Source organism: Ancylobacter sp. GW821-FHT10E12, from assembly GCF_058809335.1.
Genome location: NZ_JBXASN010000008.1, coordinates 139,644 through 165,079, shown reverse-complemented (window position 1 = coordinate 165,079; position 25,436 = coordinate 139,644). Strand labels below are relative to the sequence as shown.

At 64.5% G+C, this 25,436-nt stretch carries 23 protein-coding genes and 2 pseudogenes; 8 read left to right on the top strand and 17 right to left on the bottom strand.

Annotation, left to right across the window (positions count from 1 at the left end; all coding sequences use genetic code 11):
- Positions 1-4: 4 nt before the first annotated feature.
- The 4 genes from allB to AC1RU4_RS12975 are packed head-to-tail and all read right to left on the bottom strand — an operon-like array spanning position 5 to position 4,060.
- Positions 5-1,372 (bottom strand): allantoinase AllB, encoded by a 1,368-nt coding sequence (gene allB / locus AC1RU4_RS12990; RefSeq protein ID WP_492891505.1) that lies wholly within the window; start codon positions 1,370-1,372, stop codon positions 5-7.
- Positions 1,373-1,385: 13 nt separating this feature from the next.
- Positions 1,386-2,438 carry an ornithine cyclodeaminase family protein gene (locus AC1RU4_RS12985; RefSeq protein ID WP_492891504.1) on the bottom strand — a complete coding sequence of 351 codons (1,053 nt, stop codon included), beginning with the start codon at positions 2,436-2,438 and terminating at the stop codon, positions 1,386-1,388.
- Positions 2,435-3,106, bottom strand: a complete 672-nt coding sequence (locus AC1RU4_RS12980) for an isochorismatase family protein (protein ID WP_492891503.1) — start codon at positions 3,104-3,106, stop codon at positions 2,435-2,437. Before AC1RU4_RS12980 ends, AC1RU4_RS12985 begins: the two co-directional genes overlap by 4 nt.
- Before the next feature lie 9 nt (positions 3,107-3,115).
- The gene (locus tag AC1RU4_RS12975; protein WP_492891502.1) at positions 3,116-4,060 is read right to left on the bottom strand and encodes an ABC transporter substrate-binding protein; all 945 of its coding nucleotides are present in this window, start codon (positions 4,058-4,060) and stop codon (positions 3,116-3,118) included.
- 232 nt (positions 4,061-4,292) lie between these two features.
- On the opposite strand from AC1RU4_RS12975, the gene AC1RU4_RS12970 reads away from it, so the two are divergent.
- Positions 4,293-5,600 (top strand): aminotransferase class III-fold pyridoxal phosphate-dependent enzyme, encoded by a 1,308-nt coding sequence (locus tag AC1RU4_RS12970; RefSeq protein ID WP_492891501.1) that lies wholly within the window; start codon positions 4,293-4,295, stop codon positions 5,598-5,600.
- Between the two features lie 153 nt (positions 5,601-5,753).
- On the opposite strand, the gene AC1RU4_RS12965 is transcribed toward AC1RU4_RS12970, so the two are convergent.
- The 6 genes from AC1RU4_RS12965 to AC1RU4_RS12940 all read right to left on the bottom strand — a co-directional run bounded on the left by AC1RU4_RS12965 (position 5,754) and on the right by AC1RU4_RS12940 (position 10,622).
- Complete coding sequence (locus AC1RU4_RS12965) at positions 5,754-6,431, bottom strand: GntR family transcriptional regulator (RefSeq protein WP_492891500.1); 678 nt, start codon at positions 6,429-6,431, stop codon at positions 5,754-5,756.
- Between the two features lie 9 nt (positions 6,432-6,440).
- Entirely contained in the window at positions 6,441-7,490 is a 1,050-nt protein-coding gene (locus AC1RU4_RS12960) for an alpha-hydroxy acid oxidase (RefSeq protein WP_492891499.1), read from the bottom strand.
- A 1-nt stretch (position 7,491) separates the two neighbouring features.
- Positions 7,492-8,211 (bottom strand): ABC transporter ATP-binding protein, encoded by a 720-nt coding sequence (locus AC1RU4_RS12955; RefSeq protein ID WP_492891498.1) that lies wholly within the window; start codon positions 8,209-8,211, stop codon positions 7,492-7,494.
- Positions 8,186-9,004 carry an ABC transporter ATP-binding protein gene (locus tag AC1RU4_RS12950; protein WP_492891497.1) on the bottom strand — a complete coding sequence of 273 codons (819 nt, stop codon included), beginning with the start codon at positions 9,002-9,004 and terminating at the stop codon, positions 8,186-8,188. The genes AC1RU4_RS12955 and AC1RU4_RS12950 overlap by 26 nt, the downstream gene beginning before the upstream one ends.
- The gene (locus tag AC1RU4_RS12945) at positions 9,001-9,354 is read right to left on the bottom strand and encodes a RidA family protein (RefSeq protein WP_492891609.1); all 354 of its coding nucleotides are present in this window, start codon (positions 9,352-9,354) and stop codon (positions 9,001-9,003) included. The genes AC1RU4_RS12950 and AC1RU4_RS12945 overlap by 4 nt, the downstream gene beginning before the upstream one ends.
- 122 nt (positions 9,355-9,476) lie before the next feature.
- Positions 9,477-10,622: an ABC transporter substrate-binding protein gene (locus tag AC1RU4_RS12940; RefSeq protein WP_492891496.1), complete on the bottom strand. Its 1,146-nt coding sequence runs from the start codon at positions 10,620-10,622 to the stop codon at positions 9,477-9,479.
- Between the two features lie 137 nt (positions 10,623-10,759).
- Between AC1RU4_RS12940 and AC1RU4_RS12935 the strand changes: the two genes are divergently transcribed.
- Genes AC1RU4_RS12935 through AC1RU4_RS12925 form a run of 3 tightly spaced genes read left to right on the top strand, consistent with a single transcriptional unit; the run spans position 10,760 to position 14,271 of the window.
- Complete coding sequence (locus AC1RU4_RS12935) at positions 10,760-11,770, top strand: D-2-hydroxyacid dehydrogenase (RefSeq protein WP_492891495.1); 1,011 nt, start codon at positions 10,760-10,762, stop codon at positions 11,768-11,770.
- A 13-nt stretch (positions 11,771-11,783) separates the two neighbouring features.
- The gene (locus tag AC1RU4_RS12930; protein ID WP_492891494.1) at positions 11,784-12,980 is read left to right on the top strand and encodes a mandelate racemase/muconate lactonizing enzyme family protein; all 1,197 of its coding nucleotides are present in this window, start codon (positions 11,784-11,786) and stop codon (positions 12,978-12,980) included.
- A 49-nt stretch (positions 12,981-13,029) separates the two neighbouring features.
- Positions 13,030-14,271, top strand: coding sequence for a hydantoinase/carbamoylase family amidase (locus AC1RU4_RS12925; RefSeq protein WP_492891493.1), 1,242 nt, complete (start codon positions 13,030-13,032; stop codon positions 14,269-14,271).
- A gap of 419 nt (positions 14,272-14,690) precedes the next feature.
- Here AC1RU4_RS12925 and AC1RU4_RS12920 read toward each other — a convergent pair whose 3' ends face one another.
- From AC1RU4_RS12920 to AC1RU4_RS12900, 5 genes are read right to left on the bottom strand one after another with little or no spacing between them, the layout of a single operon-like run.
- Positions 14,691-15,485, bottom strand: a complete 795-nt coding sequence (locus tag AC1RU4_RS12920) for a 3'-5' exonuclease (RefSeq protein ID WP_492891492.1) — start codon at positions 15,483-15,485, stop codon at positions 14,691-14,693.
- A 30-nt stretch (positions 15,486-15,515) separates the two neighbouring features.
- On the bottom strand, positions 15,516-16,550 hold the full coding sequence (locus AC1RU4_RS12915; protein WP_492891491.1) for a diguanylate cyclase domain-containing protein: 1,035 nt from the start codon (positions 16,548-16,550) through the stop codon (positions 15,516-15,518).
- Between the two features lie 8 nt (positions 16,551-16,558).
- Complete coding sequence (locus AC1RU4_RS12910; protein WP_492891490.1) at positions 16,559-17,119, bottom strand: chemotaxis protein CheB; 561 nt, start codon at positions 17,117-17,119, stop codon at positions 16,559-16,561.
- On the bottom strand, positions 17,116-17,979 hold the full coding sequence (locus AC1RU4_RS12905; RefSeq protein WP_492891489.1) for a CheR family methyltransferase: 864 nt from the start codon (positions 17,977-17,979) through the stop codon (positions 17,116-17,118). Before AC1RU4_RS12905 ends, AC1RU4_RS12910 begins: the two co-directional genes overlap by 4 nt.
- Positions 17,961-21,524 carry a response regulator gene (locus tag AC1RU4_RS12900; protein ID WP_492891488.1) on the bottom strand — a complete coding sequence of 1,188 codons (3,564 nt, stop codon included), beginning with the start codon at positions 21,522-21,524 and terminating at the stop codon, positions 17,961-17,963. Before AC1RU4_RS12900 ends, AC1RU4_RS12905 begins: the two co-directional genes overlap by 19 nt.
- Positions 21,525-22,006: 482 nt before the next feature.
- Here AC1RU4_RS12900 and AC1RU4_RS12895 point away from each other — a divergent pair.
- The 3 genes and pseudogenes from AC1RU4_RS12895 to AC1RU4_RS12885 all read left to right on the top strand — a co-directional run.
- Positions 22,007-22,564, top strand: a pseudogene (locus AC1RU4_RS12895) (LysR family transcriptional regulator); the annotation flags it as partial.
- Positions 22,565-22,594: 30 nt separating this feature from the next.
- Positions 22,595-22,837 (top strand): annotated as a pseudogene (locus AC1RU4_RS12890) (SOS response-associated peptidase family protein); the annotation flags it as partial.
- A 290-nt stretch (positions 22,838-23,127) separates the two neighbouring features.
- The gene (locus AC1RU4_RS12885; protein ID WP_492891608.1) at positions 23,128-24,153 is read left to right on the top strand and encodes a fatty acid desaturase; all 1,026 of its coding nucleotides are present in this window, start codon (positions 23,128-23,130) and stop codon (positions 24,151-24,153) included.
- A gap of 108 nt (positions 24,154-24,261) precedes the next feature.
- On the opposite strand, the gene AC1RU4_RS12880 is transcribed toward AC1RU4_RS12885, so the two are convergent.
- Together AC1RU4_RS12880 and AC1RU4_RS12875 are read right to left on the bottom strand one after the other, a co-directional pair.
- Positions 24,262-24,528, bottom strand: coding sequence for a hypothetical protein (locus tag AC1RU4_RS12880; RefSeq protein WP_492891487.1), 267 nt, complete (start codon positions 24,526-24,528; stop codon positions 24,262-24,264).
- 85 nt (positions 24,529-24,613) lie between these two features.
- Positions 24,614-24,796, bottom strand: coding sequence for a hypothetical protein (locus AC1RU4_RS12875; RefSeq protein ID WP_492891486.1), 183 nt, complete (start codon positions 24,794-24,796; stop codon positions 24,614-24,616).
- Positions 24,797-25,177: 381 nt separating this feature from the next.
- Between AC1RU4_RS12875 and AC1RU4_RS12870 the strand changes: the two genes are divergently transcribed.
- Positions 25,178-25,417 carry a helix-turn-helix domain-containing protein gene (locus AC1RU4_RS12870; protein WP_492891485.1) on the top strand — a complete coding sequence of 80 codons (240 nt, stop codon included), beginning with the start codon at positions 25,178-25,180 and terminating at the stop codon, positions 25,415-25,417.
- Positions 25,418-25,436 lie beyond the last annotated feature (19 nt).

Here is a 25,436-nt window from a genome sequence, read left to right as displayed (position 1 = left end):
CCGTTCATCCCCGCGCCTGGAAGCGGCCCGCGCCGGGGACGGCTGCGAGCGCGCCTTCGGCATAGACCTGCGTTCCCCGAAGCAAGGTCCTGACCACCTGCCCCTTCCAGCGCGTGCCGTCGAAAGGCGACCATTTCGCCAGCCCCTGAAGCCCCGAGGCGTCCACCACCGTCTCCGCCTCGGGGTCGACAAGCACGAGATCGGCGTCGAAGCCCGGTGCGATGGCCCCCTTGCGCCCGTAGAGCCCGAAGATCTTCGCCGGCCCGGTCGCGATCATCCGCGCCACTTGCGCCAAGTCCATGCCCCTCGCCAGAGCGGCACCGAGGAAGATCGGCACCGTGGTCTCGATGCCGGTCAGGCCCATGGCGGCTTCCCAGATCGTCGGCCTGGCCTTCAGCTCGGGCGGATAGGGGCAGTGGTCGGAGGTGAGCGCATCGATGGCGCCGGCCTCGACCTCGGACCAGAGATCGTCCACGGTGGACTGCGGCCGGATCGGCGGCCCGCAGCGGGCATCGTTGCCGATGCGCTCGAGATCGTCCTCGTTCAGCACCAGATATTGCGGGCAGGTCTCGACGCTGACGTTCTGGCCGGCGGCGCGGGCGGCGGCGATGATCCGCGCGCCTTCGCCGGTGGAGAGATGCACGATGTGCAGCCGCGCGCCATGGTGGGCGGCGAAATGGATGGCTCGGGCGACCGCCTCCGTTTCGGCGATCTCGGGCTGGGCCGCGGCATGGGCGCGTCCGCCATCGGCGCCGGCCGCCCTGAGCCGCGCCATGTTGCCCTGGATGATGTCGTGGTTCTCGGCATGGAGCCCGATGAGCCCGCCGAACCCCGCGACCACTCGGAACGATTCGCTGAGCTGATCGTCGTCGAGCCCGGGCAGAGCGCGTTCGTCGCCGGCGGCCCGGTCCTTGCGGCCCGAGCACATGAAGCCCTTCATGGCCGCCGCTCCCGCCTCGTGCATCGGCCGCAGCTCGGCCAGATTGTCGCCCGTCAGCCCGCCCCAGAGCGCGAAATCGACGCAGGCATGCGCGTCGAACAGATCGCGCTTGGCGAGGAAGCGAGCAAGGGTCGTGGCGGGCGGGTTCTGGTGCGGCATCTCGATGACGGTCGTCACCCCCGCCTTTGCCGCGCCGGCCGTGCCGGCCTCGATCTCCGGCACCACGTCGTCGTGGCCCGCGGTGAAATGGGTGTGCGCGTCGATGGCTCCCGGAAAGAGAAGGAGCCCGCCGGCGTCGATGCGCTGCGCGGCCTCGGGCACGGAAGCGTCGCCGTCCACCAGGGCGGCGATCCGGCCGCCCGAGACGCCGACATGAAGGCGCTGCACCCGGTTCTCGAGAACAGTCGTCGCGCCGGCTATCACCAGATCCATGGGCTCAATCCTGTCAGAAGTCATAGTTGCTCGAGGGATCCGCGAGGAAATCCAGCCACTGCCCGATCCCCGATCCGGCAGCCCGCAGGGCGACCAGCCGGGCAAGGATCATGTCTTCGATCGGCATGCCCTCGATCATCGAAAAGATGAACTCGCTCTCGCTCTCTCGCCCGAGCTTCTTCCCGGAGAGAAGCTCGTGAAGCTCGGCGTACAGCTTCGGGAGGCCCTGCGGAAAATGCCCTTCCCCTGCCAGCCATTCGAGCATGTCCCAGCGATCGGTGGTGAACTTGTCGGCCGAGAGATAGGCGGCCGACTCCCAGACCGTACCCACATCGACCGGCATGACGAGCGCTCCGGGCGCGATCCAGTCACGCCGCAGGCAGGGATCCGGCTGCACGGCGAATTTCGTGGCCGAGACGACGACCTGCGCATCGCGAATCGCGGCCTCCGCGGTGGCCGCGATCTCGATCTGCCGGCCGGTACGCGCCTGCATCTGCGCCTGAAACTGCATGGCCGCCTCGGGGCGGATGTCGTTGACCACGATCCGTGCGGGAGAGATGACCTCAAGCAGCCCCAGAAGCTGGGTGCGCATCTGCACGCCGCAGCCGATCAGGGCGAGTTTGTCGACCCGGCTCGGCGCCAGATGCCGGGCAACGAGGGCGGAGGCCGCACCCGTGCGCATGGCGGTGATCCAGGTGCCGTCGATCACCGCGACCGGAAAGCCGGTCACGGGATCGTTGAGCAGGACGAGCGCGGTGAGGTTCGGCAGGCCCTTGGCGACATTGGCGGGCACCTCGGCATTCCACTTTATGCCAAGCGCGCCCGTGTCCTGGAGAAAGGCTGCGTTGCCGTTCAGCCGTCCGCCCTCCCGCCAGGCAAGGCTGGCCTTGCCTGGCATGATCGTGCGCCCCGCCGCCTGGGCGAGGAGGCAATCCTCCACCGCCGCGATGACGTCTGCCATCGAGAGCTTCAGCGCCAGGAGGTCGCTTCGGGAGAGATAGAGCAGCCGCCCGGGCTCGAACCCGGGAAGCCCCGCCTCGCCGGCGATGCGGGTCGCTGCCGTCACGCGGCCTCCCCCCGGCGGCGGGCGGCGAGGCCGTCGAGATAGTGCGCGACCTCGCTGATCGGCAGGACGTCGGCGTAGCGGGCATTGATGTCGAAGAGATTGGCCTCGTGAGCGGACTTGCAGCGGTCGCCCACGGCTTCCTTCGGCACGATGACGCGGAAATTGTTGTCGATCCCGCTCTCGCATGTCGCCCGGATACAGCCCGAGGTGGAGCAGCCGGTGACGATCAGCGTATCGACGGAACGACCGATCAGCTGCGACAGCAGGTTCGTGCCGTAGAAGCAGCTTGGCCGCTGCTTGATGAAGAACACCTCGCCCGGCTGGCGGTCGAGCTCCGGCAGCAGCTCGATGTCGGGCGAGCCCTTTATCATGTCGTCGAAATGGCGGAGCTTCTTCTCGATCACCCCGCCGGCATCGGAGAGGTCCGGCTCGAAGGCCATGGTGGAGAAGAAGACCGGGATTCCAGCTGCCCGGCCCCGCGTGAGCAGCGAGATCGTCGCCTCGACCACGGCCGAGAGATCGCTGCCGATCTTTTCGCCCTTCATCCAGGCCTGCGCCAGATCGACGACGATAATGGCGGGCCGCTCGCCGAAGCCGACGCGGCCGCACCAGCCGCGTTCCTCGTAGTAGCGGATCAGTTCCTTATTCTCGAGCGAATGCGGCATCATGGATGGACCTCAAACGGTGGAGGCGGAGACGAAGTCGGTGGCCACCTGCTGCTCGTAGGGGACCGGTGTCGAGAACCATCCGCTGTCGATCAACAGCGCTCGGAAGCGCTCGAAATCGGCGCGGTGGATGATTGTGCCGGCAGCCCAGACGCCGAGGCGCTTGTAGGCGTCGATGCCGTAGACGAGCGCGGCGGGCGGATAGCCGGGATAATGCGGCGCCACCTCGGCGGCGAGCTCGGCGGCCGGGGTCTGCGCGACATGGGCGAGCGCCCGGCCGATCGCCGCCGTGAAGGCCGCGAGGGCGTCGGCGCGGTCGGCCAGCGTCTCGGACCGGGTGATGTAGGCGCTCCACGGCACATCGCCGGTATAGCGGGCGAGATCGGAAAGCTCGGCGAGGCGCCCCTCGGCCAGGGCCGGCGCCAACGCATGCATCGAGTGGTAGATCACCTGCGCCTCGCCGCCCGGCCCGCGGCCAGCGATGAAATCCTCGATGGCGGCCGGGTCCTCGTGCTCGAGCTCGATCACCTTCACGCTTTCCGAAAGTCCGGCCTTGGCCAGGGAATGACGCAGGCTCAGGGTCGCGGTAGTGATCGACGCGGCGTCGAATACCGTGCGTCCCGCGAGCGAGGCGAGCGTGAAGCCCTCTTCCGGCTGCCGGCCGGCCAGATACCAGGGATTGCGCCGCACCAGCGCGCAGAAGTTCACGAGATGCGCCGAGCCGTCGGCGAGCATGCGCATGGTGACCATCGGGCCGCCCACGGTGAGGTCGGCCGCCCCGGACAGCACGGCGGGGATCTGGCCGCTCTTCGCCAGATGGTCACCCGGCTGGGCCCAGACGAATTCCACATCGACCCCTGCATCGGAGAAGTAGCCGCGATCCGCGGCCACGAAATGCGGGAGGAAGTAGATGCGGCCTTCGGTCGGGTCGCCCTGATTCATCCTGAGCTTCAGCATCGGCTCCTCTCGGCCATTTCGTCCGCAACCCCGGTTTCAGGATGGTCTTTTTTGACATAATGTATACTTTCATATCGATGTCAACGCCAGTCAGCCTCGATTGCAGACACAAAAATATGTGTAATATCAATATATTGACTGAGAAATTCGTAGACCGCCCATCATTTGTGCGCCTTGTCACCGCCCGAAATTCTGGAAAAATTACGCGGAGACAGACAGGGAGGAAATGGCAGTGACCGGCACAATCACGACGGCCTCGCTCGACGAGGCGCTGGCCGAGGCGCGTCGCGCTTATGCAAGGCGCAACTCGACGAGCGAGACGCTGCACAGGCGGGCGCAGGCGAGCATGCCGGGCGGCAATACGCGCACCGCGCTTCATTTCGCGCCCTTTCCCCTGTATGCGGCGCGGAGCGAGGGGGTGCGAATCGTCGATGCCGATGGGCATGACCTTCTCGACGCGCTGGTCGAATACACGGCCGGGCTGTACGGCCACAGCCATCCGGTGGTGGTGGCGGAGATCCAGGCGACGCTGGCGGCGGGCCTTTCGAACGGCGCGCCGGGGGCGGCGGATGTGGAGCTGGCCGAACTCATTGCCGGCCGCTTTCCGGCGGTGGAGCGCCTGCGCTTCTGCAATTCCGGCACCGAGGCCAATCTCTACGCGCTCACTCTGGCCCGCATCGTCACCGGGCGGTGCGGGATCATGGCCTTTCACGGCGCTTATCACGGCGGCGTCTTCGGCATGGCGGGCAGCGCACAGATGCGCGTGCCCTTCGAGTGGCAGCTCGAGACCTTCAACGCACCGGACATCGCCGCGCGCATCCGGGCGGCGGGGTCGCAGCTTGCCGCCGTCATCGTCGAGCCGATCATGACCAATGCCGGCTGCATTCCGGCCGAGCCCGCGTTTCTCGCCGCCTTGCGCGCCGCCTGCGACGAGACGGGCGCCCTTCTCGTCTTCGACGAGATCGTGACCTCGCGCCACGGGCCTGCCGGCGCACAGGGTCTCTATGGGGTGATGCCCGACCTTGCCACCTTCGGCAAATATCTCGGAGGCGGCTTCGGCTTCGGCGCCTTCGGCGGGCGCGTCGATCTGCTGGCCCGGTTCGATCCGTTCCGCGCCGACGCCCTGCCCCATGCAGGAACGTTCAACAACAACGTCTTCTCGATGCGCGTCGGCGCCGCGGCATTCCGCGACGTCTTCACCCCCAAGCGCGCCGCCAGTCTCTATGACGAGGGCGAGGCGTTGCGCGCGCGGCTGAACGCGATCTGCACCGATCTCGCCATCCCCGCGCAGTTCACCGGTCTGGGCTCGGTCATGGCACTGCACTTCACCGACCGGCCAGTCAGAAGCCCGGAGGATCTGCCCGAGCAGGCCGACTGCCGCGCGCTCCTGCATCTCGACCTGCTCGAGACCGGCATCTATTCGGCGGCGCGCAGCCAGTTTGCGCTCTCGCTGCCGATGACGGAGGCGGACCGCACCTTCATCGCCGAGACGATCGGCGCCGCGCTCGAACGCCGTGCGAGGCTGTATCGCCAAACGTGATCGACGTTCCAGTCCAGCGTGGCGGAGCAAGCTGCGTCATGGCCGGGCTTGACCCGGCCATGACGGGTGTAAAGGGTCGCGAAACCGGGCCAGAACGACAGGGAGGCATCTTCCGGTGGACGTGAGTTCACCGAAACCGCGGCAGGAGAACGTCTACGCGGCTGGGCCTCCGGCCTCCGGAACGCGCAGCGGGTACAGCTTCAGGATATGTTCCTCGATCAGGTCGTCGAGTGCGGTGAGTCGGCCCGCCTCGATCGCCTCGACGAGTTGCTCATGGTCGCGGACATTGCGCTCGTGGTCGTAATATTCGTGCCGCTCGTGCATGAAGAAGACCAGAATGCCGCGCGCCAGCATCTCCCAGACCGTGAGCAATGTCGGGCTCTCGGAGAGCTCAACAATTCGATGGTGGAACTCGAGATCGGCCTGGCAGGAAGCGAGCTTGTTCCTGAGACGGGTCTGGTCGCGCAATTGCTCGACCGCGCGGCGCAGCGGCGCCAGCAGCTCTGCATCGCGCCTGACGAGCGGCACGAGACGGCGGAGCGCCAGCCGCTCTACCGTCAGGCGTACCTTCAGCATTTCCGTGGTCTCGGCCGAGCCGTATTCGTTGACGAAGCTGCCGCGGTTGGGCTCGGTCCGAAGCACGCCCTGTGCCTGGAGAATACGAAGCGCTTCGCGCACCGGAATGCGGCTCACCCCCAGCATCTTGCACAGGTCGTTTTCGAACAGCCGGTCGCCCGCCTTGATCTGCCCTTTGGCGATCAGCACCACAATATGATCGGCAACCTGCTCGGGCAGGCTGCGATGCCGGAAATCATCGTCGCCGTTCGACAAGATGTTTTCTCACAACTTTACGACATGGCTGGATTCCAGGGCGTCAAAGCAACGCGCCCCCATCCAGAAGCAAATGGTGTCGATATCCTCGATGACAGTCGACAGGAAGTCGTACACAGCCGATTCCCCACCGGAAATGGCGCGATAGACGACCGGCCGGACCATCATGACGACATCGGCGCCGAGGCAGGCCGCGACCACCGCATCGGGTCCCTCGCGCACCCCTCCGTCGAGCGCCACCGTGCCGCGCCCGGCAACCGCCGCGGCGATACCGGGCAGGGCCTCGACGGCCGGTTGCCAGCGATACAGGTTCCTGACGCCGAGATTCGAGACGATGACACCCGCGCATCCAGCGGCAAGCGCCGCTTCCGCATCGTCGGGGTGGAGCACACCCTTCAGATGAACCGGCAGCCCCATCTCTCCGGCGCCGCGGCAGAAGGCGGCCAGCGTCTCCCAACTCCAGCCGGGAAAGGGGCGTACCTCTCGCCCGTCTCCCCGGTCGGCGATGGTCTTCAGCCCACGCGCCTTCGTCTCGGACTGGATGTCGACGCCGCCCGGGAAAAGTCCCGGCCGGGGGTGGGCGGGGGCGAGGCCGGTCATCACGATGCCTTTGGCACCCGCCTCGACCGCGTGGCCGGCGAGCGCCAGCGCCCGGTCGAGCTCGCCGGCGCCGCGCAGCTGCAGCGCCACGCAGGAATTGACCGCGGCGATATCGGGCAGCGGCGTCAGGCATTCCTCGGAAATGACGATGGGCAGGCCGAGGCGGCCCGCTGCCCGCGCGATCGGCACCACACCCACGGGATCAAGGATGATGTCGGCCGCAAACGCGCCGACGATCACCGGTGCCGCAATGCGTGTGCCCATCCAGTCCGCCCCCGGATCGGTGCCGGCGAGCCCGGCCATCAGTCGGGGCACGAGGCGATAGGCCTCCATCGCCTCCTCGTTCGGGTCGCGCATCTCGGAACTCATGTCGCGAGGCCGACCTTCAAGATAGCGGGCCAGATCCTCGCCGATCCTTTGGCGGACGGCCGTGCGCAGCGAGGCGGGGATGCTGCCCATGTCAGATCTTCCCCAGATAGGCGCTTTTCATTTCGGGATTGTTCAGAAGCTTCGCAGCCGTGTCGGCCATGACAATGCGGCCGTTCTGGATCACATAACCCCGATCGGCGATCGCGAGCGCGGCATTGGCGTTTTGCTCGACGACGAAGATGGTGACACCCATCTCGTTCAGCTGCTTGATGATCTCGAACACCCGCTGGACGAGAAGGGGCGAGAGGCCCATCGAGGGCTCGTCCATGCAGATGAGCTTCGGGTCCGACATCAGCGCCCGGCCGATGGCGAGCATCTGCTGTTCACCCCCCGACATGGTGCCGGCGGCCTGGCGGCGGCGCTCCTTCAGCCGGGGGAAGAGGGTGAAGACCTTATCGTAGGTGGCGGAGAGGTCACCTTTCTTCGTGTAGGCGCCGAGCTCGAGATTCTCCATCACCGTCATCTCGGGAAAGACCCGTCGCGCCTCGGGTACCGGGGCGATGCCGGCGCGAACGCGATCCCCCGTCTCCCAGCGGTCGATTCGCTCGCCGCGAAAGGTGATCGTGCCGCGCCGGGGGCGGGTCACGCCCAGGATCGACTTCATCGTGGTCGACTTGCCGGAAGCATTGCCGCCGAGCAGGCAGACGATCTCGCCCTCGTACAGTTCGTAGTCCACGGACTGCAGCACGTGATGCGGTCCGTACCAGACATCGACCTTGTCGAATTTAAGCAGCGGCTGTCGGGCGTCCAAGATAGGCCTCTATCACGCGAGAATCATTCTGCACCTCTTCGGCGCTACCTTCGGCGATCTTCAATCCCTGGTCGAGAACCACGACGCGGTCGGAGATGCGGTTCACCACGTCGAGCTTGTGCTCGATGATCGCCATGGTCAGACCGGAGGCACGTATCTCCTGGATGTTGTCGACGAGCTCGGCGGTCTCATAGGGGTTCATGCCGGCCGTCGGTTCGTCGAGCAGCAGGAGCTTCGGGTTCACGGCGAGCGCGCGCGCGATCTCCACCCGTCGCCGGTTGGCATAGGAGAGGGTGAAGACGGGATGGTCGAGTCGCGGGTAGAGACGCTTGCGGAAGAGCCCTAGATGCTCCATCGCCGTCTCACGCGCCGCCGCCTCACGCCGGCGCAGCGCCCGGCCGCCGAATATCGTCTCGATCAGGCTCGCCCGGATCGAGCCGTGCATGCCGATCATCACGTTCTCGATGACCGTCAGGTTGTTGAAGAGACGTATGTTCTGGAACGTGCGCGCGATCCCGGCTTCGGCGATCCGATGCGACGGAAACCCCGCGAGATTGACCCCCTCGAGCCGGATCGAACCCGCGTCAGGCGCGTAGATCCCGGTAAGGAGGTTGAAGAAGGTCGATTTGCCCGAGCCATTCGGCCCGATAATGGTGATGACCTCTCCTCGCGCGATGGTCATGTCGACCCCGCCCACGGCCTGCACGCCGCCGAAGGACTTCTTCAAGGCATCCACCTCGAGAAGCGGCGGCGCGCCCGCATGGGCGGTGCCGATGTCTTCAGGCGCGCTCATGCGGCCTGCCGGTGCGCCACGACCTCGATCTCGACGAGGAGCCGTGGGTCGGCAAGCGCGATGCCGACCGTCGAGCGTGCGGGCTTCGGGTCGGGGAAATAGCTCGCATAGACCGAGTTCATCGCCGCGAAGTCGCCGACATCGGTCAGGAAGCAGAGGCTTTTCACCACATGGTCCATGTTCAGCCCTTCAACGGCGAGCAGCGCCTTGATGTTCTCGCAGGTCTGGCGGGTCTGCTCGAGTATGCCGCCCTCGATGATCTCGCCCGTCGCGGGATCGATGCCGACCTGGCCCGAGACATAGACGAAATCACCGATTGCGATGGCGGGAGACAGCGGCGCCGGGCCCATCGGCTTCTCGCCCTCGGCGACACCCGCATAGTTCAGCATCTTCTTGGCCATGATGTCCTCTTTCGGCAGGCGCGGTCACGTGGCACGCAAGGCGCGGGGGCGCCCCGCGTGCTGTGTGATCTTCACTTGGCGTAGGGCGCGAACTTGCCGTCCTTGACCGTGAAGATCACCATCTCCTTGCCCTTCACGTCGCCGTTCGCGTCAAACTGGAGATGGCCCGAGACGCCTTCCATGTTCGTCTTGCGAATATAGTCGGTCATCGTCTCCTTGGTGGCGCCCGCCTCGAGCGCGGCCTTGTAGATGAAGGTCACGTCGTAGTTGTGCGCTTCCTGCTCGGTCGGGGGATGGCCGAAGAGGCGCATGGTCTTTTCGCGGAACTCCGCCGTCTTCGGTGCATCCGAGAGCGAATTGAAGCTCGCGAAGATCAGCAGCCCCTCGACCGCGTCCTTGCCGGCGAGATCGATGAACGGGCCCTGGCGCAGGCCGTCGAAGCCGGCTTTCAGCACCTTGCCATTGGTGGTGAGTCCGAGCCGGTAGGCCTGGTTGAACATCGCGCCGCCTTCGCCGTACTGGCCAGCAAGAAAGAGCGCGTCGGGCGAGGCCGCCATGATCTTGGTGAGCTGGGCCGCGAAGTCGCGATCGACACCCGGCTGGTAGGTCTCGGCCGCGACCACTTTGGCGCCCAGCGACTCGGCAGTCTTCTTGGCCGATTCCATCGCGCCTTTGCCGTAGTCGCTGTTCTCGTAGATGATCGCGATCTTCTTGCGACCCTGGTCCTCGACGATGTGCTTCATCGCGACGGGTGCCTGGCCCTGGTCGTTGATGATCACCCGGAAGATGTTGTCGAAGCCCATATGGGTGACCTTGAAGGCCGAGGAGTTGCCCGAAATCTCGGTCAGCCCCGCGCGCTTGTAGATCGGCATCGCCGCCATGGTGGACGACGAATTGATATGGCCGATCACGCCCACGACCTCCGGGTCGGAGGCGATCTTCTGGGCGACGGCGGCCGCGCTCTCGGGCTTGCCCTCGTCGTCGTAGAAGTCGACGACGAGCGTCTTGCCCTTGATGCCGCCCGCCGCGTTGATCTCTTTGACGGCGAGCTCGATGCCCGCCTTCATCCGTTGACCGGTCTCGGCCGAGGGACCCGTCATCGGGCCGGCGGCCGCGAGCTTGACTGTCCCTTCGGCCAGAACGGCCGCGGGCAGCATGATGATGACTGCCGCTAGGGCAGCTCCAGCGAGGACCCCGCGTCGGATCGCGTCGAGCATCTTTTCAACCTCTGTCTCGGTTGGCCCCTCTGGAAATGGAGCCTCTCTGCTTTTTTGCGGCCAGGCCATTTGCCGGCAGCACCTTGAATGTGAGCATAATGTATACTTTGATACGCAAGTCAATTGCGTATATCGATATGTTTCAAGGCGGGCGACGCGAGGTCAAGCCTATGAAAAATATAAATATTCATGTCCTCTCCGACCCCGAAGGGGCGTCGGCGCTCCGAACCGACATTTCCGCGATTCGGGAGAAAATCGGTCATCTCGGCCTCGATCCGGCGGGGGTGTTCCTCTCGGAGGGCTCCGCGGAAGCGGATATTCCACCCGACTGCGAGGTGCTGTTCTCAACCGGGTCCGTGACCGCAGCCGCGGCGAGGAAAGCGGCGCCGGGGCTGAAATGGATGCAACTCGCCTCGGCCGGGGCGGAGAAGCATTTGGCCGATTTTCCCGAGGGGCTATTGCTGACCAATGCCTCGGGGGTCCATGCGGCAAAGGGGGGCGAATATGCCCTCGCCGCCGCGCTGATGATCGCCTACCAGATTCCGCGCTTTGTCGACGACCGTGCTCAGAATCGATGGTCGCCGGTATTCGGGCCGACCCTGGCGGCGAAGACGGTCACGCTGCTCGGGACGGGCGCCATCGGCACCGGCGCCGCCCGGGCGCTGCGACCGACCGGTTGCCGGCTGATCGGCATCAACCGGACCGGCGTGAGCGAGGCGCCGCTCGACCGCATCGCCACGCTCGACGCGCTGGACGACATCCTGCCCGTCACCGACATCCTAATCTCGACGCTGCCGCTGACGCCGTTCACCCAGGGCCTGGTCGACCGTCGGCGCGTCGATCTCCTGCCCCAGGACGCCGGCGTGGTGGTGCTCGGGCGCGCGAAGGTGTTCGACTACGACGCGATCTACGACCGTCTGGAAGACGGTACGCTCGCGGGAGCCGTTCTCGAAGTCTTCCCCGAAGAGCCGCCCTCACCCGGCGACCGGATGTGGGCCGTTCCGCGTCTCATCGCGTCGCCGCACTGCAATGTCGACGATCACAGCACCTATATCGACCATTGCATCCGCATTTTCGTCGACAATCTCGCGCGTTACGCGGACGGACGGCCGCTCGAGAACCGCGTCGATCCCGCGCTCGGCTATTGAAGGACAGTCCATGATGTCGACCCCGCGCCCACTCGCGTCAGGTGAACGCAGTACCGTGCTTCCCGCCCTGCGCATCCGCAAGATCGTCGCCGCTCCATTGGCCGGCGCGAGCCCGAAGGGCGGCTGGTCGGAGGAGATCCGCCCCGACGATTCCGTCCATACGCTGATCGCGGTCCACACCGAGGAAGGCGTCGTCGGCCATGGCAGCGTCTTCACCAACGGCCATCTGGTCGAGGCGGGACTGAAGGTGCTGGAGCCGCTCTTCCTCGGCGAAAACGCCCTCGAACCCGAAAAGGTGTCGGAGAAGATGCACCAGAACACGTTCTGGATGGGCCGGGGCGGCACGCTCACCCATGTGATCAGCGGCATCGACATCGCCCTGTGGGACATTCTCGGCAAGGTGACCGGGCTGTCGGTCGGCCAGCTTCTCGGCGGACGCTACCGGGAGAGCGTGCAGCCCTATTGCTCGCTGCTCATGGATGAGCCTGCGGTCATGGCCGACCAACTCGCCATGTTCCGCCAGCGCGACGGGTTCCGCGCCTTCAAGATCGGCTGGGGACCGTTTGGCCGGCGCGACAGCCATGCGCTGGACGAAGCGATCGTGCGTGCGGCCCGCGAGGCCATCGGGCCGGAGGCGAAGCTCTTCGTGGATGCGGGCGGATCGGATGCGCATTGGAACGCCAATCTCAAATGGGCCATCCGCACCTCCCATATGCTGGCCGACTACGACGTGGCCTGGTTCGAGGAAGCGTTGCGGCCCGATGCGATCGAGGACTTCATCGTGCTGCGCGGCGCAAGCCCCGTTCCCATCGCCGGCGGCGAGGTGCTTACCCGCCGCCAGGCTTTCCTCCCCTGGCTGGCGCGAGGGGCGCTCGACATCGTGCAGCCCGACGTCACCAAGGTAGGAGGCATTTCCGAGCAGCGCCGAATCGCCTGGATGGCCGACGATTTCGGGGTGACCTATGTCGGCCACGGCTGGAACACCGCACTCGGCGTCGCGGCCGACCTGCAAATGGCGGCGGCCTTCCCGGATGTGCGCTATGTCGAGTTCATCGGCGGCAGCGCCTATGTCGACGGAATCCTCACCGAGCCCTTCCGTCTCGACAGCGAGGGCTGCCTCGAGATTCCCAACCGGCCCGGGCTCGGCGTGGAGCTCGATATCGAACGCATTGCGGCCTATTCGCCGCACGCCGCCGCGCTCGCCGCGTGACATCCGCAAACCGTCCCGCGGATGGGAAACTCGTTTCAGAGGAACTGCATTGGCAATCTCGGTCCAGATCGACCCGACACTCGTCGAAAGCTACATCACGGAACTGGCCCACTTCGGAGCGGTCGGCGAGATCGGTGTTTCGCGCACCGTATACTCGCCCGAATGGGTGGGCGCGACCGCGCACTATGCCAAATGGTGCCGCGAGGCCGGGCTCGAAACACGTATCGATGCCGTGGGCTCCGTATGGGGCCGCCTTTCCGGCACCGAGGCACACGGCAAGGCGGTGGTCTCGGGATCGCATATCGACAGCCAGACGCCGGGGGGACGCTATGACGGCGCGCTCGGCGCCATTGCGGGGCTCATCGCCATCCGCGCGCTGAAGGAACAGTTCGGCCCGCCCCGCCTGCCGCTTGAAGCCGTCGCGTTCTGCGAGGAGGAGGCGAGCCGCTTTCCCGCCGCGAACTTCTGGGGATCGCGGGCTGTCACCGGCCGGATCGGGACGGGCGTGCCCGATCGGGTAATCGCCTATTCGGGAGAGAGCATCGCCAAGGCCATGCGGGAAGTCGGGCTCGACCCGGCTCGGATAGCGGAGGCACGTCGCGAGGATATCGAAGCCTTCGTGGAACTCCACATCGAACAGGGCCCGATCCTCGAACAGGCGGGCCTGCCGGTCGCGGTCGTCACCGGCATCACCGGCATCCGCCACTACATGGTGACGCTGCACGGCACCGAAAACCACGCGAGCGCCTTCCCGATGGACATTCGGCGGGACGCCATGGCGGGCTTCTGCGAAGTGGCGTCCGCGGCCATCGACACGGCGCATCGCTGGGGACGCCCGGCAGTGACCACCGTCGGGCGAGTGTCCGTCTCGCCGAATCTGACCGCCGCCATTCCATCGAGGGTCACTTTCTCGCTCGACGCCCGCCATCCCGACCCGGAACGCTGCGCGGCGCTGTGGGCTACGCACGAGGCGATCATGCGAGAGGTCGCGCACCGGCGGAATCTGGACGTCGAGTGGGAGATCGTGCTCGATCACCCCGCGGTGCCGAGCGATCCGGGGATTGTCGAGGCGCTGGCCCGTTCCGCCGAAACGCAAGGGGTGCCGTTCATGAAGATGGCGAGCGGCGCGGGTCATGACAGCCAGCAAATGGCGGCGGTCGCGCGGGTTGCGATGGTTTTCGTGCGCTCGAAGGATGGGCGCAGCCACACACCGGACAAGTTTTCCTCGCTCGAAGACATCGTCGATGGAATCCGTGTGCTGGCCGGAGGGCTCCACGAACTCGCTTACTAACGCTCGGCGTGTCGGGCGCTTCGGAGGACGGGCGGGCTCAAAGTCGGAAAGGAGCTTGGCTGCCGCTGCGATTTTCGTTGTCAGCCCACTGCTGCGCACGCCACAGCGAAGGGGTGGTCCCGGTCCATCGCTGGAAGGCATGGTCGAACAAGCTGTTGGCTGAATAAGAAGAAGAAAAGCCGCGTTTCCAACCATTCGAAGACGGTGCCCGCTGGCAAGGCGTATCCCGCCGCCTTTTCTTGTTACCACCTCATCCTAGAGTATCCCGGTTTGACGAGAGCCCGCGTTATGGCAACGTAGCAATCGGTTGCAACAGCTTTTACGGAGGCGAACAAGTCCTGCGCGCCTACGATGAAAGCCGGGGACGCGGCGATGTCATCTCAATTCAATATATGACCCCGACCAACTGCGAGACTGAGCTAAGCGATCTGCACGCTTTGTACACCCGCTTTGCTCAGAAGATTATATAGCGTTGCGATCTTTGTCCGGGCACCACGTCGCGCACAATAGGTGAAGATGGCGCGCTGCTTGGCGCGGGTGAAGGCGACGAAGAACCCTGCGGTCGCCTCGATCTGATCGCCAGCAAAACTCCACCATGCGCCATCGTCCAGACCGACGAAGATAACGCTGTGATATTCGAGCCCTTTGCTCTTATCGATCGTCATCAGCGGAATCGCGTGAACGCCTTCGTAAGCATTAAGCGCCGACGCCCAGGCGACGACGCTGGCCGATGAAGCCGCGAGATGCACGGCGGCGGCGTCCAGCACCTTGTCGAGCCACCCGCCCTGGTCGTAAACTGGATGGGCTGCGATAAGCTGTTCCCGGCCGACGAACGCGATAATGTCGTCCGCGATGGATCGCGCCACCACTTTTGATGGTGGCGGATTGGGATGCGCGACGCTGAGTTTGATCGTATATCCTCGGAAAGCGTCAGCAGCGCTAACCCCAATGAGGCTGTTCTCATTGATGCCCCTTGCAACCCCAGCGAGAACGTAGCGGCAGCGCCGCACCAGCGTCCAGAGGCCGTCCTCGACCTTCGGCCAGCGGAGCTCGTCGCGCCCTACACCATGTTGGTCAACGCCGTCTCGCACATTGCCGCCGCCGTGGCTCTCTTCCTGCCACTCAGCCTTTCCATGATCCTCGTGGCAGTGATGGACTAGGCGGCAGGGTAATGGCTCATTGCCGTAGGGCTGGCCGGCGGGCTCATGCTGCATGCCCACATAGTCGTTTATGTTCTGTATCGGCTAAAGATCCGATTTCTCGGCTGATCGACTCGCCAATAGAACGCCGTTCTTCCCGCGCTGCTTGACGGTATACATGGCAATGTCAGCGATCCGGACTAATTCTTCCTTATTTCTGGAATGAATAGGATACACTGCAACGCCTATGCTGGCACTGATATCGACATTGAGCGCATGTCCATCAAGCGTAATCGCATATGATCTGCTAATGTTCTGGATTATATCCTGCGCCTTTAGCATGACCGATTCCGGGTCAATAACCTTAGGTACGATTATAGCGAATTCGTCTCCGCTGAGACGTGCGACGATGTCTTCCTGTCGTTCCTTGCCGAGCAAGCGGTTTGCAATGGCGACCAGCAGCATATCGCCGACCGTGTGGCCATAGCAGTCATTCACCTGCTTGAAGCCGTCTATGTCGATGTAGAGAAGAGCAAACTGCCCGCCATAATGGTCCGAGGAAGCCGCCTCGCGCCCGAGATGGTCCAGAAAAAGGATGCGGTTGCCAAGGCCCGTGAGAGCGTCATGGGTCGCCATGTGGCGGATCTGCCGCTCGATCCGCCTACGCTCTTCAATCTCGTCCTCGAGTTGGCGATTCCGCCGCTCCAGTTCCTCAAGAGCAGCGGTCAGCCGCAGCTTGCTCACGTGCAGATCCAGGAACACGGTCACCTTGGAGAGCAGCACCGCATCGTTGATCGGCTTGGCTATATAATCGACGGCACCGAACGTGTAGCCCTTCAGGCGGTTAAGATCGTCGAGATAGGCTGCGGTGACGAAGATCACAGGGATGCTGCATGTCCTTGGATCATCGGCGAGATGCCCGGCCACCTCGAAGCCGTCCATGTCCGGCATGTGCGCGTCCAGCAGGATAAGCGCAAAATCATGGTCGAGACACAAAGCCAGCGCTTCGTTTCCGGAGCTTGCTTCGTAGAGATCGGCGCGCACGCTCGCGAGCAGGCGCCGCATGGCTGCGAGATTGGCGGAGATATCGTCCACCACGAGGATTTTCGGCAGCGGCGCACCGTCGGCGGTTGCTGTCATGGACGAGTTCATGATCGGATATGTTGGTTGATATGGGCGGCGAGATCGGCCACGTGCGCGCATAAATCTGCCCCCGCCCTCTCGATGGCGGCGAGGGGCATCGTCGGGACGCTTGCTTCCCTAGGGTCCTGGATCAGGGCGATTCCGCCGAAACGTCGAATGATGCTCAATCCCTCGGCGCCATCTGAGTTCGCTCCGCTGAGGACCACACCGATGAGCTCCCTCCGATACACTTCTGCTGCGCTTGCGAACAATACATCAATGGAAGGACGTGAAAAGCGGACCCGTTCGTCGACGGACAAGGCGAACCGCCGGTCCGGCTCGATCAGCAGATGATAACCTGCCGGTGCCACGTAGATCGCTCCGGCATGCACGGGCATGCGTTCGGCGGCGATCCGCACCGGAAGCCGCGAAACGCCTGAAAGCCCCGTCGCCATGAGCTCGTCGGCCCCTTCTGCCAGGTGGCTCACGACGATTACCGGCGCGTCCAGGTTCGGCTTGAGCAGAGGCAGCAGCTGATGAAGGGCGAGAGGTCCGCCAGCGGAGCTGCCGATGACCACCGCCTTCATATTTCCTCGACCCCACGCTTCAGCCGGAAGATCGGGACGGCGGCGTCCATCCGTCGGAAAGGAGCCGCAGCGGACGGAAGCAGGTTCTCGTGGTCGCCGACGCACAGGAAACCGCCACGGACCAGCGTATCCGAGAACAGGCGCAACGCGCGGGCCTGCAGACGATCGTTGAAATAGATCATCACGTTCCGGCATAGGATCAGATGCGCCTCGCAGAACACTTCGTCCGTGACGAGATTATGCTCGGCGAAGATGACATTCTCGATGAGGGCGCGATCCAGTTTCGCCAGGTCATAGCGCGCGTGATAATAGGCGGAGAAGCTATGGCTTCCACCGCTTTCCATGTAGCGGCGGCTCGCGTCGCGCATGTCGGCGAGCGGGAAGATGCCTTCCTCGGCGCCGGCGAGCGACGCCTTGGAGATATCGGTCGCGAAAATCCGGCAGCGTGGATAGAGCCCCGCCTCCTTGAGGAGGATGGCCAGCGAATAGACCTCCTCGCCGCGCGCGCAGCCCGCCTGCCAGATCGTGATCCGGTCATAGGAAGCGAGCAGCGGCAGAACCTGTGTTCTCAGTGCCAGAAACGTGGGGGGGTCCCGGAAGAACTCTGACATCGGCACCGACAGTCCCCCGATGACCTCGCCAATGCGGTCCGGGGCATGGAGAATCGCCGCGGTCAGTCCGCTGATGCTGCTGGCGCCGAAGCGCTGCGCGAGGCCTCGCACGCGGCGCGTCAGGGAAGCCCGCCCATAGTCGCGGAAGTCGTAGCCGTAGCGCCGCAGCATGGCTTCGACGAACAGGTCGATCTCGATGGTTTCCAGGGCGAGCAGGTCGTCGTCGGACGTCATCGGCGCGGCAGCCACGCGCGTATCATGGACAGAAGACGCGGGACGTCGATCGGTTTCGACAGATAGTCGTTCGCGCCGGCGGCGAGGCACTTCTCCCGATCGTCCTTCATCGCCTTGGCGGTAAGGGCGATGATGGGAAGCCGGGCGAGGGCTCCGCCCCGCTTGCGTATCTCGGTCATGGCCTCGTAGCCGTCCATGACCGGCATCATGATGTCCATGAGGACGATTTCCACCTCCGGCTGGGCGTCGAGCTGCGCCAGGGCCTTCGCCCCATCTTGGGCGAGCGTGACCGCCATCCCCTTGCCGCGCAAGACCTTGGCGAGGGCATAGATATTGCGCATGTCGTCATCGACCAGCAGGACATGCCGACCATCGAGGTCTCCGTCGGGATGAGCAGGCAACGTCTGCGGTTCGCTGCGCACGCTGTGCAGGAACAGGCTAACCTCGTCCAGCAAACGCTCGGGCGACAGCGCTCCCTTGATGACGATGCTGTCCGTGTAGCCCCGCAGGCGAAGACTCTCTTCGCTGGTGAGGTCGCGGCCGGAATAGATGACCACCGGCACCTGCCGCGACTGGTCGGCGAGATGCTCGAGCACGTCGAAGCCGGACATTCCCGGCAGGCCGAGATCGAGCACGATACAGTCGACCTCGGTATCCGCGATGCGGGCGACCGCCTCTTCGCCGGAGGCTGCATCGATGACCTCGACGCCTTCGCGCGCGAGCAGCTTATGCACGGCAATCCGCGCCGCTTCGTCGTCGTCCACGACCAGCACGCGACGCGTGCGATTCGGGGCGAACCGCGCCAGTGCGGCGAGCGCCTCCGACAACTGCTCCGAGCTGACAGGCTTGGTCATGAAGCCGATGGCGCCCATCTGCCGGCCGCGCGGGGCTTCCTCCAGCGCCGATACGATGTGCACCGGAATGTGCCGGGTCGCAGGGCTCTGCTTCAGGCGCTCAATGAAGCTCCACCCATCCATGCCTGGGAGCATGATATCGAGCAGAATGCCGGTCGGCCGGAGCCGGAGGGCAAGGTCGAGCCCGCTTTCGCCATCTGTCGCCGTCAGCACCTGATAGCCCTTGCGGCGCGCGATATTGGTCAAGGTTCGCGCGAAAACGGGATCGTCTTCGACGACGAGGATTCGCGGCGCATCTTCGCGCAGGTCGTTGCGGTCGTCGTCGATAGCGTGAACTGCGCGCGGCGCGGGCACCGGGGGACGTGGTACGGGCGATAGCGGTGGCGTTGTCGCGGTCTCGACTTCGCCCACCGGCAGCATCAGGCGGAAGGTCGTGCCTTCCTGCTCGCCGCTGCGCACGGTGAGCGTGCCGCCGAGCAGCGTCGCGAGGCTGCGCGAAATGGCGAGGCCCAGACCCGTGCCGCCGAACTGGCGCCGCGTGCTGGCGTCCACCTGCTCGAACGCCTCGAAGATGATGCCGAGCTTGTCGGCCGGAATGCCGATGCCGCTGTCGGACACCTCGATCGCCAGCGCCGTGCCATCGTCGGCGCCGGAAAGGCTGACCTTCACGAAGCCCGATCCGGTGAACTTGAAGGCATTTCCCAGCAGATTGTTGGTGATCTGCTCCAGCTTGCCGTCGTCGGTGAGGATCCTCTCGGGCGTGCCCGGCTCGCGCACGACCGTGAAGTCGAGCCCCTTCTCCTGTGCGACATGACGGAAATTGCGCTCCATCCGCTGACAGAACGCCGCCACGGGAACCGGTTCGCGCGTCACGTCCATCTTGCCGGCCTCAACCTTCGACAGGTCGAGGATCTCGTTGATCAACCGCAGCAGGTTGGAGCCGCTTGAGTGGATGATGACGGCGGATTCCACCTGCTCCTCGTCGAGATTCCCCGTGCGGTTCTCGGCGAGATCCTGAGACAGGATGAGCATGCTGTTGAGCGGCGTGCGCAGCTCGTGGGACATGTTGGCGAGAAACTGGGACTTGTACTGGTTGGCTCGCTCGAGGTCCGCCGCCTTGGCCTCGGTTTCCTGTTGCAGGGTCTCGAGGCGGCTCTTCTGTTCCATGACGGCATCAGAGTTGCGCCGCAAATCTTCGTTGATCTTCTGCAACTCCTGCGCCTGGACGCGCAACTCCTCCTCGGACGCGATCAATCGTTGCGACTGCTGCTGGAGCTGCTCATTGGTGGTGCGAAGCTCCTCCTGCTGGACGCGCAGCTCTTCCTCGGCCGCCTGGAGTTCCTGGGCCTGGCGCTGGCTCTGATCGAGCAGTTCGCGCGTGCGCAGAGCACGCATGAGATTGTCCAGCGACAGGCCAACGACCACGGCGGCCTCCTCCACGAGGCGCTGGCGGGTCGCGTCGAAGGTTTCGAAGCTCGCAAGCTCGAGAACCCCCAGCAGGCGGTCCTTGACCACGATCGGCACGGTGAGGACCGCCCGCGGACTTGCCTCGCCGGTTCCCGAATGGATGCGCACATAGTCCTCCGGGACGGGCGCGAGGACGATGGTCTTGCGTTCGAGCGCGCACTGGCCGACGAGCCCTTCGCCGAGCCGGTAGCTGGGCGAGAGATGTCGGCGCTCCCGATAGCCGTAGCTGCCGAGCAGCCGGAGTTCCTCGGCCACTTCGTCATAGGCGAAGAACACGCCCACCCCGGCATTCAGCCGCGGGGCCAGCTTTTGCAGGAGACTCCCGGCAAAGGCCCGCAACTCGTCCGCCTGTTGGATCTCGGCCGAGAGTTCGGCGATCCCGGTCTTCACCCAGTCGTTCTGATGGGTGGCAATCGCCATGTCCTTGAAGACGCCGAGGGCACGGCTGATGATGCCCACCTCGTCGCGCCGATGCTGGTACGGAATGACAATGGAATGATCGTGCGTGGCGAGGCGCTCCATCAGCCCGGCCAGAAGGCGCAAGGGTCGAGCGATGGACGCGCTCGCCATCAGGAATGCGAGACCGCCGGCAAGCAAGGTGATGATGAGGGCGAGGCCGTTAATATAGGCGAGCCGGGTTTCGCGCAGTTGCAACCGCTCACGCGCGTCGTCGAGCCGCGTTTCGCTGATCTTGATCAACTCATCGAGGATCGCGACGATTCCGCGGCTACCCCCATTTTGGGTTTCGGCTACCAGAAAATCGTTGAGCGCGCCGTCTCGTTCCGAAACCGGCGCCACACCCTTACGCAGGCGTTCGGAAAGTTGCAGCATCGGGAGCGCTGCGGCTTGATACCACCGCTCGTTGGTAGCCGAAGCTCGCTCCACCGGACTGCGGAGTTCGCTGTCCTCATCGACGAATTTGTGTAGCGCCGAAAAATGGGAGGCAACGGAGGCACTGGCCGTTTCGAACCCCTCCAACGCCACGTCGGTGCCCTGGAACATAAGGCGCACCAACGCGATTTGCCGTCGCGAGATCGAGCGCGCCGTCGCATCGGATTCATTGACCAGCTTGACGAGCGCCTCCGCATCATCCTGAGCGCCGGTCGCTGAGCGGACGGCGACAGCATTGAAGCCGATGACGATCAGCAGCAACCCGATCAGGAACGAGATGACGCAGGCGAGTTTCCACTGGATAGGCAGGTTCGAGATCCAGAAACCCTCGGATCGAGACTTCGACATTCGCCTCTCCGATTATTCGGGCTCGAGAGCTTTGATACACTTATCGGCCGTTTGAACAGCCGACACGAGATACCCGGCATTGCAGGGGGCAAGCGTCGTACGCCTGCCATTCAAGATCATTTGTTTAAAGAAAGGGTGTGCGGCTTCACGATTGGTGGGTACAGCCGTTGCCACAATCGCAGGCCAAGGTGGGCATCGGGCTGGATCACCTTCTACAACCACCAGCGATTCCAAGTTGCCCATCGCGGACAGCCGGCCGCCGTGGTCTACTTCAACACCATCGAAACCGATCAGCAGGCCCAGGGAGTAGCTTAAGCCCACCGGATATCTTGCCCGAAGATCGGGGGCCAGCTCATGGCTTCGTGCACCCTGGGATAAAGCCAAGACCCTGCACCGGCCCCTGCCGGACATCGGGTTGATGGCGCCGGACCTGTGAGGCAATAGGTTTCACCCGGTGCCACTATCGACCAGTCTAAGCCGCCGCAGCCGCCGGGCGGGCGCTGCGCCTGCCGAAATCGCGCCTGAGCCGCCGCATCGCCGGTCTCGAAGCGCAACTCGGCGTTCGCCTGATCGAGCGATCCTCGCGACGCTTCCGCGTCACCGAGGTGGACGAAGCGTTCTATGCGCGCTGCCGCGCCATGCTGGAGGAAGCCGAGCAGGCGGAGGCGCTGGTGGATGCCTGCATCAGCGGGCTTGCCAGCCTGCCGATGCAGGGTTCCAGCGACGAAACCGGCGAGATCGTCTGGGATATGGTGGGGCCGGACGGCGCGACGTTCAGCCTGCGGCACGAGCCGCGCCTCACCTGCCGCGATTTCGCGGCCCTGCGCACGGCCGCGGGTCTGGGCGCAGCACTGCTACCCGACCATATCTGCCGCGACGACCTCGCAGCAGAGCGCCTCGTTCAGGTGCTGCCCGACTGGGGCGGGCATATCGGCATCGTCCATATCGTGTTCACTACCCGGCGCGGGCTCCCGCCAGCCGTGCGCGCCTTCATTGATCATCTTGCCGCAACGTTCCGACCACTGAGGCTCGAACTCTGAACGTAGCACTCGGCATACCATGTCAGTAAACCGAATGCCTGGTTCACCGGCGGACCGGATCGACCGTTGCTTCGCCAGCTTCTGGACGCCCTTGGCGCGGCGTTCGCAAAGTCCGCGATGGAGAACGCGAACACGAACGGTTCGGCTTCCTGACGACATCGCCCAACGAGATCGTCTTTCCCAATTCACGAAAAAGCGATGCCGGTGATCCTCAAGACGGACGAAGAATGGGAGATCTGGCTCCGCGCGCCATGGGATGAGGCGAAGGCGCTCCTTACCGGACGAAGCCGTGGTGATCGTTGAGCGGCCGGCGGAGGCGATCCAACCTGCCCTCTTGCCACCACCCACCACTTGGCAACCTGCAAATGGCTCGTCCGCCGGCGGTTCGGGACCAGTCACGACACCTCGCCGAGCAACGCCTGTCGCTTATTTTCGACAAGGTTACCTGCCACAATCTATGCTATTGGCTGAGCCGAGTAGCGCTGCGCCACCCCCACGAACATCGATGACCCCGCCCGAGATATGCGCGATCGAGGTGCGTAGATGCGGAGACACAGTTGTCGATGGCAGGCGAATGCACCACCGTGAAGTCCGACGCAAAAAGCTGGGCACGCCGGCTGAGCGGCTACCGGCAATCCAATTCGCGCCGCAGCGTCGGCGAATTGCTCATTACCGCCGTGCCCTTTGCTCTTGCCTGGAGCGCCATGCTTGTTGCGCTGAAACTTGAGCACATCTGGCTCTATGCGCTGCTCATCGTCCCCACGGCCGGCCTTCTGGTCCGCCTGTTCATGATCCAGCACGATTGCGGCCACGGCTCGTTCTTCGGCAACAGACGCGGCAACGACTGGACCGGACGGGTGATCGGGGTGCTGACGCTGACACCCTACGATCACTGGCGCCGCAGCCATGCTATCCATCACGCCAGTGCCGGAAATCTCGATCAACGCGGCATCGGCGACATCGACACCCTGACGGTTCGCGAATATCTAGCGCGCTCGCGTTGGGGGCGGATGCGTTACCGTCTTTACCGGCATCCCCTGGTGATGTTCGGCATCGGGCCGATCTATATTTTCCTGCTGGAAAGCCGCCTGCCGATCGGCTCTGTCCGCAAGGGCTGGACGCCATGGGTCAGCACGATGACGACCAATCTGGCCATTGCCATCGTGGCGGGCCTGCTCATTTGGGTCGTAGGCATCGGGGCATTCCTGCTGGTCCATCTGCCGATCGTCATTCTGGGGGCCGCCGCGGGGGTCTGGCTGTTCTACGTACAGCACCAGTTCGAGGAGACGCACTGGACCGGGAACGGGAATTGGGAATTCCACGAGGCCGCGCTCCACGGCAGTTCGCATTACGATCTGCCGGCAGTTCTACGCTGGTTCACTGCGAATATCGGCATGCACCACGTGCATCATCTGTGCAGCCGCATCCCCTATTACCGCTTGCCTGAGGTGTTGCGCGACCATCCGGAACTGCGCGACATCGGACGCCTGACCCTCTGGCAAAGCTTCGGCTGCGTGCGGCTGACCCTTTGGGACGACCGGCAGCGGCGCCTTATCTCCTTCCGGGAAATGAGCAAGCTCTACGGATAGATGCTGGGGCTAAGGTGCCCTCCCCGGTGACGGGCGATGGTGGGAAGGGTCAGCGGGCGGCGACAGACGTGGTCGCGAGCCGGGCTCGCCGGGTAGCAATCTCCGCTCTCAGACATCCTCCGGTTCCGAGGCTGCGACGCGTTCGAAGCGACGGGTCGTGCGCTCATACCGCAGGCGCACCGTTCCGGGTCGGCCAATCTGTTCGTGGTAGCGGCTTTTCACCACGCTGATCTCGACGTGATCGCTGGTGAACTCGGGCTTGTAGATGACGATCCCTACGTCGACCTTGTTGGCCCAGTGGGTGCTGTCGGGGATGCTGTAAAGGCCGGGCCTCTCGCCGCCGGAAAGCTTGGCCGGATGCGCAACAACGATCATGTGCACCGAAAACGCTGAGGCCTGCCGCTTGAACCCCTTGATGGCCTTGCCGGTGTATTTGGTCAGGCTCAGATCCGCCGGCCGGCTAGAGCAATTGGAAGTCGTCGCTCTCGCCGATGGGCGAGGGCGGCAGGCCGAGCAGCGCCAAGCGCTCGAACTTGTCGGGCTGTGTGCCGGCGCCGGGGTGCGCGTATTCGAGGATGACGCGCAGCTTGCCCAGCATGCAGTCGATGGCGGGAGCCGGCGCGGTGAGGACATGAAGGGCCATGTCGAGTTCCTCGCGGTTCGCTCGCGGGCCCTCGCCCTCGGCCGCATCCGGCGCGTAGGCATTCAGGCGGTTCCGGTCCCAGGCGGCGAGCGCGAGCTCGAACTGCTCTCGGGATGCTCCGAGCGCAGTCTGAGGCTCGTTCGTTTCGGGCCGCCCGCCGGGACGGGGCAAGGGCCGGGCCTTCGGAGGGGTGTCTGTCGGAGTGGTCACTATCATGGGAATCACTCTCTGCGGGAGGTCGGGGCTGCGGGTGTAGCAATCTCCGGGACTCTCTGGGTAGCGAATTTCGATATCACTATCGTTAATCGCTCGCTAAACATATGGCAATCGAATTTCGCTATCCCTATCGAATTTCAACGCCGAGCATGCTACGTCTAGGCCATGATCACACCAGCTCAATGCCGGGCCGCCCGCGCCCTTCTCGATTGGTCGCAACAGCAGCTTGCTGACGCCGCCAAGATTGGCAATGCGACCATTCGGAATTTCGAAAGCGGACGGTCGGCGCCTCAGAATGCGACGCTTGATGTTCTCAGCAGGACCCTTGAATCCGCTGGCGTCATCTTCGTCGCCGAGAACGGCGAGGGGCCGGGGGTGCGGTTGCGGAAGAATAGGCCGGCCTAGATGAGCGCAACCTAAATGC

Excerpts from the sequence above, each read along its gene's own strand:
- allB (WP_492891505.1), bottom strand. The coding sequence starts at position 1,372 with ATGGATCTGGTGATAGCCGGCGCGACGACTGTTCTCGAGAACCGGGTG.
- AC1RU4_RS12980 (WP_492891503.1), bottom strand. The coding sequence starts at position 3,106 with ATGATGCCGCATTCGCTCGAGAATAAGGAACTGATCCGCTACTACGAG.
- AC1RU4_RS12975 (WP_492891502.1), bottom strand. The coding sequence starts at position 4,060 with ATGCTGAAGCTCAGGATGAATCAGGGCGACCCGACCGAAGGCCGCATC.
- AC1RU4_RS12960 (WP_492891499.1), bottom strand. The coding sequence starts at position 7,490 with ATGGGCAGCATCCCCGCCTCGCTGCGCACGGCCGTCCGCCAAAGGATC.
- AC1RU4_RS12950 (WP_492891497.1), bottom strand. The coding sequence starts at position 9,004 with ATGAGCGCGCCTGAAGACATCGGCACCGCCCATGCGGGCGCGCCGCCG.
- AC1RU4_RS12945 (WP_492891609.1), bottom strand. The coding sequence starts at position 9,354 with ATGGGCCCGGCGCCGCTGTCTCCCGCCATCGCAATCGGTGATTTCGTC.
- AC1RU4_RS12940 (WP_492891496.1), bottom strand. The coding sequence starts at position 10,622 with ATGCTCGACGCGATCCGACGCGGGGTCCTCGCTGGAGCTGCCCTAGCG.
- AC1RU4_RS12935 (WP_492891495.1), top strand. The coding sequence starts at position 10,760 with ATGTTTCAAGGCGGGCGACGCGAGGTCAAGCCTATGAAAAATATAAAT.
- AC1RU4_RS12930 (WP_492891494.1), top strand. The coding sequence starts at position 11,784 with ATGTCGACCCCGCGCCCACTCGCGTCAGGTGAACGCAGTACCGTGCTT.
- AC1RU4_RS12920 (WP_492891492.1), bottom strand. The coding sequence starts at position 15,485 with ATGCAGCATGAGCCCGCCGGCCAGCCCTACGGCAATGAGCCATTACCC.
- AC1RU4_RS12915 (WP_492891491.1), bottom strand. The coding sequence starts at position 16,550 with ATGACAGCAACCGCCGACGGTGCGCCGCTGCCGAAAATCCTCGTGGTG.
- AC1RU4_RS12910 (WP_492891490.1), bottom strand. The coding sequence starts at position 17,119 with ATGAAGGCGGTGGTCATCGGCAGCTCCGCTGGCGGACCTCTCGCCCTT.
- AC1RU4_RS12900 (WP_492891488.1), bottom strand. The coding sequence starts at position 21,524 with ATGTCGAAGTCTCGATCCGAGGGTTTCTGGATCTCGAACCTGCCTATC.
- AC1RU4_RS12885 (WP_492891608.1), top strand. The coding sequence starts at position 23,128 with ATGGCAGGCGAATGCACCACCGTGAAGTCCGACGCAAAAAGCTGGGCA.
- AC1RU4_RS12880 (WP_492891487.1), bottom strand. The coding sequence starts at position 24,528 with ATGATCGTTGTTGCGCATCCGGCCAAGCTTTCCGGCGGCGAGAGGCCC.
- AC1RU4_RS12875 (WP_492891486.1), bottom strand. The coding sequence starts at position 24,796 with ATGGCCCTTCATGTCCTCACCGCGCCGGCTCCCGCCATCGACTGCATG.
- AC1RU4_RS12870 (WP_492891485.1), top strand. The coding sequence starts at position 25,178 with ATGATCACACCAGCTCAATGCCGGGCCGCCCGCGCCCTTCTCGATTGG.